Consider the following 8053-nt stretch of genomic DNA (forward strand, 5'->3'; position numbering starts at 1 on the left):
CGGCCCGCCCGCCGCGGGGGCGGGCGCGGTCGTGAGCGTCGCGGGGCCGGTCACCGGCGTCAGCCCTGCTCTTGCTGGGCGGCGGCGAGGATGTCGGGGACGACGTTCTCCAGGGCCCACGGCAGGCTCAGCGGGGACGACGCGGAGATCGACAGCACCTGCTGCTCGTCGGTCTGGACGACCATCCGGCCGGCCTCGACTGCGGGGATACGGCCGAGCAGCGGGTCGGATTCGATGGCCTGCCGGACCTCGGGCGAGGTCGCATAGGTGATGAGGATGTCGGAGGCGAGTTCGTCGGCGCGCTCGGGCGACCACGTGACGGCGAACTGGTCGGGCGAGCCGCTGGAGGCCTCCGCGACGACCGGGGCCTGCTCCATCCCGAGCTGGGTGAGAAAGCGCGGGCGGTTGTCGACGTCGGTGAACGCGTAGATCTTCTCCGCGGCCTCGGGGTCGACGGTCGCCCAGACGAAGGTCGTCCCCTCGATGGCCGGATTGTCCTCGGCGACCTGCTGGATCTGGCCCTCCACCTCGGTGATGAGCTCCTCGGCGGCCTCGCTGCGGCCGAGCGCCTCACCGATCAGCCGGGTCGAGTCCTGCCAGGCGGTGCCGAACGGCCCGTCGCCCTCGGGCATCGCGATGGTCGGCGCGATCTTGGACAGGGTCTCGTACTCCTCGGCGGTCATGCCGGAGTACGCGCCCAGGATGAGGTCGGGCTCGAGCGCCGCGATCGCCTCGGTGTTGATGCCGTCGGTCTCGGAGTACAGCTCGGGCATCTCGCCACCCACCGCCTCGAGCTCGGCGTCGAACCAGTCGGTGGAGCCGTTGGCGTTGGCCCCGAACGAGTTGCGGGGCATGCCGACCGGGACGACGCCGAGCGCCAGGGAGACGTCGGCGTTGACCCAGGAGATCGTGGCGACGCGCTGCGGGGCCTCCGGGATCTCCGTCTCGCCGTAGGCGTGGGTGATGGTGCGCGGGAACTCGCCCTGCCGCTCGACGCCGGTCGTGTCGGCCGACTCGCCGCCCCCGTCGACGGATCCGGTCGAACAGCCCGCGAGCAGGGCCAGCATCGCCGCGAGCGCGGTGAGTACGAACAGCACCGCCCGGGCCCGTGGGCGGGCCGAGTCGGTCACCGCCGCCTCGAGTCGGGAACGCCGGGCAGGTGCGGTCATGGGATCTCCGTCCACTGAAACGATCACTTGTGACTAGTTAGGCTTGGCTAACCTAGCCAGGCGCCACAGTAGGGGTGAGGCGCGCCATAACGCAAGGGTCACGAAAAAGATTTCCACATTCGCTGGGCGAGAAAGTGATTCATCTCACCCACCGGTTGTTTAGGTAAGCCTAACCTGCTTAGCGTTCGCCGGAACCGAAGTCCCCGAGTAGGTCGGAGTACCCGTGAACGATCCATTGTTGAGCAGCGAGACCCGGGAGGCCCACGCTGCGGCCCTGGCGGCGGCGACCGCCGAGGTCAGCCGGTACCTCGACGGTCGGACCACGCCGCGATCCCCGGCGTCGCCGTCGGCGCTGGCCGCGCAGACCGCGGCCGTCGACCTGTCCGCCCCGCTCGGCACTCTCGACAAGGCGCTCGAGGAGGTCCGCGAGCTCTACCTCGACCACGCGGTGGGCTACCACCATCCGCGCTACCTCGCGCACCTGAACTGTCCCATCACGATCCCCGCCGTCGCCGCCGAGGCCCTGGCGACGTCGGTGAACACCGCCGTGGAGACGTGGGACCAGGGCACGTCCGCGTGCCTCATCGAGCAGAGGCTCATCGACTGGGTCACCGATCTCATCGGGTTCGACGAGTCCGAGCGCCCGGACGGGGTGTTCACGACCGGCGGCACCGCGTCCAACCTCCAGGGCGTGTTCACCGCCCGCGAGGACCGGCTCAGTCGGCCGGCACCGGGGAGCGACGACGCCGGCGACCGCTGCGCGCGACTGCCGGGTCTGCGGATCGTCACCGGCGAGCACGCCCATCTCAGCGTCGTCAAGGCCGCGCGCCTGCTGGGCCTCGCCCCGGACGCCGTGGTGACCCTGCCCGGCGACGGCGACCGGATGGATCCGGCCACCCTCGACCGCATGCTGTCCACGTTGGCGGACGCAGGCCACGAGGTCGCGGCCGTCGTGGCCCTCGCCGGCACCACTGACCACGGCGCGATCGACCCGCTGCGCGCTGTCGGCGAGGTCTGCGGCCGACACGACGTGTGGATGCACGTGGACGCCGCGTACGGCGGCGGGCTGCTGGTCTCCCCCACCCGCCGCGATCTCCTCGACGGGATCGAGCTGGCGGACTCGGTGACCGTGGACTTCCACAAGACCTTCTTCCTGCCGGTCGCCGCGTCGGCGCTGCTGCTCCGCGCCGGTTCCGGCTTCCGGCACTCCACGGTGAGCGCGGACTACCTCAACCCCGCCGACGGCGATGACCACGCGGTGGACAAGTCCCTGCAGACGACCCGGCGCTTCGACGCGCTGAAGCTGTGGATGACGCTGCGGGTGATGGGCGCGGCCGGGATCGGCCGGCTGCTGGACAGCGCGATCGACGTCGCGGCGCGCATCGGCCGCACCGTCGAGGCGGACGCCGAGCTCGAGCTGGTCCGCGTGCCGGCCCTGTCGACGGTGCTGTTCCGCCCCCGCCCGGCCGCCACGGACGGGCGGCCCGTCTCCGACGACGAGTCGGACGCCCTGGTCCGCCCGATCCGGGACGCCCTGTTCGCGGAGGGCCGTTCGCTCGTCGCGGCGACCGTCGTGGACGGGCGGCCGTGCCTCAAGCTCACCGTCCTCGATCCCACTCTCGCCGACGAGGACGTCGCCGCCGTCCTGGCCGACGTCCGCTCCGCGGCCCGGTACCTGGCCGCCGGGATGCGCGAGGCCACAACCGCGGGGGTGTTGACGTGAGTACCAACACCACCGATCGCATCCACGACATGCTGGGCGTGGGGATCGGCCCGTTCAACCTGGGCCTGGCGTGCCTGGCCGAGCCGTTGGGGCTGGACGCGGTCTTCCTCGACGCGCGCGACGGCTTCGCGTGGCACCACGGGCTGATGTTCGACGACGCCACCATCCAGGTGCCGTTCCTGGCCGACCTGGTGACGCTGGCGGACCCGACGTCGCCGTACTCGTTCCTGAACTACCTCAAGGAGATCGGGCGCCTGTACCCCTTCTACATCCGTGAGGACTTCCAGCCGCTGCGCGCCGAGTACGACGCCTACTGCCACTGGGCGTCCGAACGGGTCGGCGGCCTGCGCTGGGGCCGGGAGGTGGTCGACGTCCGTCGAGAGGAACGGGGCGACGACGACGAGGCGCCCGTCTACCGGGTCACCGCCATCACCTCGGAGGGCACCGAGACCTACCGCGCCCGGCACCTGGTGCTGGGGATCGGGACGACCCCGTGGGCGCCGATCGACCGGGGGCCGCTGGATGGTGACGGGGCGGTGGCGCTCCACGCGAGCGAGTACCTGCACCGGCGGGACGAGCTGCTGTCGCTGGGATCGGTGACGGTGGTGGGCAGCGGCCAGTCGGCCGCCGAGATCTACCACGATCTGCTCTCGTCCGCCGGCGCCGACGGGCCGCGCATCGACTGGGTGACGCGGTCCCCGCGGTTCTTCCCGATGGAGTACACCAAGCTCACGTTGGAGATGACGTCGCCGGAGTACATCGACCACTTCCACGCGCTTCCGGCGGATCGGCGCGACCGGATGCTGCGGGAGCAGCGCTCGCTGTACAAGGGCATCAACGCCGAGCTCGTCAACGGAGTCCACGACCTGCTGTACCGCCGCTCGGTCCACGGCCTCCCCAGCGGCCTGCTCGCGGCGGCCACCACCCTGGACGGCGCTGCCCGCGAGGTCCGCGGGGCCGACTCGCCCGGCGCGCTGCGTCTGGACCTGAGCTGCGCCGACACCGGGCGGCCCTGGACGCACCACACCGACGGGCTGGTCTTGGCGACCGGCTACTCCCCCACCCCGCCGCGGTTCCTGGACGGGATCGCCGACGAGATCGACCGCGACGAGCGGGGCCGGTACCGCGTGGCCCGCGACCACACCGTCGACCGTGCGCATTCGACGATCCACGTCCAGAACGCGGAAGAGCACACGCACGGGCTCACCGCTCCGGACCTGGGCATGGGCGCGATGCGCAACAGCATCATCCTGCGCTCGATCTGCGGGCGCGAGGTCTACCCGGTCGAGACGTCGATCGCGTTCCAGCAGTTCGGGGCTCCTGCCGGCGGCGCCGACCCCACTCAGCCCGCCCCCGCCCACGATTCGCCGACCACCCGGCAACAGGAGGCACGATGAGCCACCCCGTCAGCACAGTCCCTACCCCGGTCAGCACCGTCCACACCCCGGCCGGGATCGTCACGCTCGAGCCGCTCGTCCTCGGAAGCAGCACAGACAGCACAGACAGCACAGACGCCCTCCGCACGCTGCACGCCTGGCTCGACCATCCCGGCTCGGTCTACTGGGGCATGCGGGGGTCGACGCCGTCGCAGGTCGAGGAATTCCTCGTCGACTGGTCGTCGGACCCGCACCGGCGGGTGCTCATCGTCCGCATCGACGGTCTCCGCGTCGGCCTGGCCGTGTTCTACGACCCCGCCGAGGTCGAGCTCGACGGCCGGTACCCGCACGAGCCCGGCGACTTCGGCATGCACCTCCTCGTCGCGCCGACCCGCACCCCGGTCCCCGGCACGACGGCCGCGGTCATGGGCGCCATCTGCTCCACGGCCTTCGCGGTCCCGATGATCGGCCGCTCGCCGGCCCGCCGGGTGGTCGTGGAGCCCGACATCCGGAACACGGCCGTGCACCGGCTCAACGCCCGCGCCGGCTTCCGCGAGGCGGGCCCGGTCGACCTGCCCGACAAGACGGCACTGCTCTCCTTCTGCACCGCCGATGCGTTCCGCGGGTCGGAGATCGGCGCCGGGACGCGGGTGATCTCGTCGTCGTCGTCGGATACCCACGCCGGACATGCGCACCTCACCGGTCACGCTCATCTCACCGGTCACGCCATGCGCCGCGCCCACCGTCACCTGTGCGTCAAGGCCCTCGCCGAGTTCTCCCACGAACGGCTCCTCGCGCCCGTCCACGACGCCGCGACGGACACCTACACGGTCCGCGCCGGCGACGAGCGGTGGACGTTCCGCGCCCGCGTGCTCCCGCTGGAGCACTGGGCGATCGACGAGGCGTCGCTGCGTCGCGAGGTCAACGGAGCGCCGGCGGAACCGGACGCGCAGGAGCTCATCCTCTCGCTCGCGCCGGAGTTGGGGATCCCGGAGACGCTGCTCGGCGTCTACCTCGAGGAGATCGCCGCGACGCTCGGCTCGGCCGCGTTCTGCCTGCACCATCGCGACCGACCCGCGCAGCAGCTCGCCGAGTCCGGTCTCCAGGAGGTCGAGGGGGCGATGACCGAGGGCCACCCCGGCTTCGTCGCCAACAACGGCCGCGTGGGCCTCGGACTGACAGACAGGCACCACTACACGCCGGAGTCCCGCTCGACGGTCCGGCTCGTGTGGCTCGCCGCGCGCCGCGACCTCAGCCACCTGGCCACCGTCGCCGGCCTCGACGAGGACGAGCTCTACGCCCGCGAGTTCGGCGCCGAGGCCCTCGAGCGGTGCGACGACCGGCTGCGTGCGCTCGGGCTCGACCCCGCCGGATACCGCGTCCTGCCCGTCCACCCGTGGCAGTGGGGGCACAAGATCGCGGTGGCGTTCGCCCCCGACCTCGCGCGCCGCGACCTCGTGTACCTGGGCGAGTCGGACAGCGAGTACCGGCCGCAGCAGTCCGTGCGCACGTTCTTCGACGTCACCCGCCCCGAGCGCGGCTACGTCAAGACCGCCCTGGCCGTGCAGAACATGGGCTTCACCCGCGGCCTGTCACCGAAGTACATGCACGACACCCCGGCGGTCAACGACTGGGTGGCCGGGATCGTCGACTCGGACCCCGTCCTGCGGGCGCTCGACTTCGGGGTCCTGCGCGAGGTCGCCGCGGTCGGCTACACCGGCGACGCCTATCACCGGGCCGCCGCCGCGGGCGTGTCCGACGCGGGTCCGCACACCAAGATGATCGCCGCTCTGTGGCGGGAGAGCCCGGTCCCCCGGTTGGCCGACGGCGAGCGGGCCGTCACGCTGGCCTCGATGCTGCACGTGGACCTGCACGGGCGTGCCCTCGCCGTCGAACACCTCGAGCGCTCCGGCCACGAGGCCCGCACGTGGCTACGCGCGCTGCTCGACGCCTATGTCCTGCCGGTCGCCCGTTGCCTCCTCGCGCACGGGCTCGTGTTCATGCCGCACGGCGAGAACGTCATCGTCGTTCTGGGCCCTGACCACACTCCGCGGCGCACACTGTTCAAGGACATCGGCGAGGAGGTCGCGATGGTGCGCGACCTGCCGCTGCCCGACGGCATCGAACGAGTCCGCCACGTCCTGGACGCCGAGACCGCCGCCCTGAGCATCCAGACCGACGTGATGGACGGGGTGCTGCGCCACCTCGCCGCGATCCTCGACACCGCCGGCGTGCTCGACGCCGAGGCGTTCTGGGATGAGACGCGCCGGTGCCTGGAGGTCCTCGCCCCTGGTGACGCGGGCGACGACGGCGACGACGGCGAGGTGCACCGTCCCACCTGGGAGGCGCTGTTCGCCCCGCGGTTCAAGCATTCGTGCCTCAACCGGCTGCAGTTGCGCAACACCAGGCAAATGGTGGCCCTGACCGATCAGGCCGGTTCTCTGCAGTTCGCGGGCACGCTGGCGAACCCGCTCGCCGCGCGCTCCAGGGAGACGGCCGACGAGGCGACGGGGCGACAGGGCGCGGCGCCCGGCGCTCGCGGCGATGCGGCACCGCGCCGGCAGCACGACCCGACACCCGTGGGGTGACGGTAGCGTCGACCGTGTGAACGGACGGGAACTCCAGAAGTGCGCGGCCGCGAGGGCGCGTGAGCTTCCGGCGTCCACCCTGGAGTTCCCGTTCGGCCCGGACTTCGACGTGTTCAAGGTCCGCGGCAAGATGTTCATGTTCCACGCCAAGGTCGAGGGCGAGCCCCAGGTGATCCTCAAAGCGCTGCCCTCGGACTCGATGTCCCTCCGCGCCGCGCACGCCGACATCACTCCCGGCTACCACATGAACAAGCAGCACTGGATCTCGCTGCATCCGGGCGGCACCCTGACCGCCGAGATGGTCGACGAGCTCGTCACCGAGTCCTACCGTCTCGTCGTGGCCGGGCTGCCGAAGGGCCAGCAGCCCGTCGAGCCGGAGACCTTCGGCCGCGGCCAGCGGGCCTGACCGCGGCTGGGCCGGTCGGCGCGGCGGCCGCTGTCCGGCGCGGGCTCTCGCCGTCTCGGCTCAGTTCGCAGGCGACAACGACGTCTCGGTCAGCGAGCCGAGCTGCTCGCCCACCGATCCCTTGACCGACTCGGTGGCCGACGAGGTGTCGAGCTGATCCGCCAACGAGCCGCCCACGAGCGGCACTCCGCTGAGGACAGCGCTGACCGATCCGTCGACGTCTCCTGCCAGCAGGGCGTCGGCGGACCGTGCAGCGGGGTTGAGGACCGCGCAGATCACGCCGACCGGCACCTGCAGCGGGGCCCCGATCGCATTCGCGGCCAGGCCGGCGGCGCTGCCGACGTTGCAGGCGAAGGTGGCCGCGGAACCGAGCGGCCCCGAGGCGTAGCCGGGCAGCGACCCCGTGACCGAGCCGGGAAGCAGCTCACCGAGTTCGCCCAGCTGGCCGGTCTCGCCGTCCTCGGCGCCGGCACCGCTGCCCCTCTCGGCACCCGTACCGTTCTCGCCATCGGCGGCCGCGGAGCCCGGGATCGAGCCGGTGTCCGCAGGATCAGAGCTCTGAGCTGCTGCAGTGCCCGCCGAGGCGACGAGCAGGGCCGCGGCCAGTGCGCCGACGTACGCGATTGACTTGGTCATGGTGAGCCTCCGAACTCCGGTGCGTCGGGCGGTCTCCCCCGATCAGTTAATGAGGGTCCCATAAATCTCGAGCCCCCGAAGCGTCGTTGCCAATGCGTGGTCTTTCTCAGTTCCACCCACGTAGGCCTTGTGGTGTCGAACACGTGGACGTAGAA

6 protein-coding genes are annotated in these 8053 nt (G+C 71.7%); 4 read left to right on the forward strand and 2 right to left on the reverse strand.

Annotation, left to right across the window (positions count from 1 at the left end):
- Window positions 1–59: 59 nt before the first annotated feature.
- On the reverse strand, window positions 60–1169 hold the full coding sequence (locus tag HMPREF3086_RS01790; protein WP_083324232.1) for an iron-siderophore ABC transporter substrate-binding protein: 1110 nt from the start codon (window positions 1167–1169) through the stop codon (window positions 60–62).
- Window positions 1170–1392: 223 nt separating this feature from the next.
- Between HMPREF3086_RS01790 and HMPREF3086_RS01795 the strand changes: the two genes are divergently transcribed.
- Genes HMPREF3086_RS01795 through HMPREF3086_RS01810 form a run of 4 tightly spaced genes read left to right on the forward strand, consistent with a single transcriptional unit; the run spans window position 1393 to window position 7262 of the window.
- On the forward strand, window positions 1393–2892 hold the full coding sequence (locus tag HMPREF3086_RS01795) for a pyridoxal phosphate-dependent decarboxylase family protein (protein WP_070719869.1): 1500 nt from the start codon (window positions 1393–1395) through the stop codon (window positions 2890–2892).
- Window positions 2889–4289 (forward strand): lysine N(6)-hydroxylase/L-ornithine N(5)-oxygenase family protein, encoded by a 1401-nt coding sequence (locus HMPREF3086_RS01800; protein WP_083324234.1) that lies wholly within the window; start codon window positions 2889–2891, stop codon window positions 4287–4289. Before HMPREF3086_RS01795 ends, HMPREF3086_RS01800 begins: the two co-directional genes overlap by 4 nt.
- Window positions 4286–6856, forward strand: a complete 2571-nt coding sequence (locus HMPREF3086_RS01805) for a GNAT family N-acetyltransferase (protein ID WP_070719871.1) — start codon at window positions 4286–4288, stop codon at window positions 6854–6856. The genes HMPREF3086_RS01800 and HMPREF3086_RS01805 overlap by 4 nt, the downstream gene beginning before the upstream one ends.
- Before the next feature lie 16 nt (window positions 6857–6872).
- Window positions 6873–7262 carry an MmcQ/YjbR family DNA-binding protein gene (locus HMPREF3086_RS01810; RefSeq protein WP_232303155.1) on the forward strand — a complete coding sequence of 130 codons (390 nt, stop codon included), beginning with the start codon at window positions 6873–6875 and terminating at the stop codon, window positions 7260–7262.
- A gap of 60 nt (window positions 7263–7322) precedes the next feature.
- Here the strand turns inward: HMPREF3086_RS01810 and HMPREF3086_RS01815 are convergent, their stop codons facing one another.
- Window positions 7323–7898 carry a hypothetical protein gene (locus HMPREF3086_RS01815; RefSeq protein ID WP_061229576.1) on the reverse strand — a complete coding sequence of 192 codons (576 nt, stop codon included), beginning with the start codon at window positions 7896–7898 and terminating at the stop codon, window positions 7323–7325.
- Between the last annotated feature and the right edge of the window lie 155 nt (window positions 7899–8053).

Source organism: Dietzia sp. HMSC21D01 (genome assembly GCF_001815995.1).
Lineage (GTDB): Bacteria > Actinomycetota > Actinomycetes > Mycobacteriales > Mycobacteriaceae > Dietzia > Dietzia cinnamea.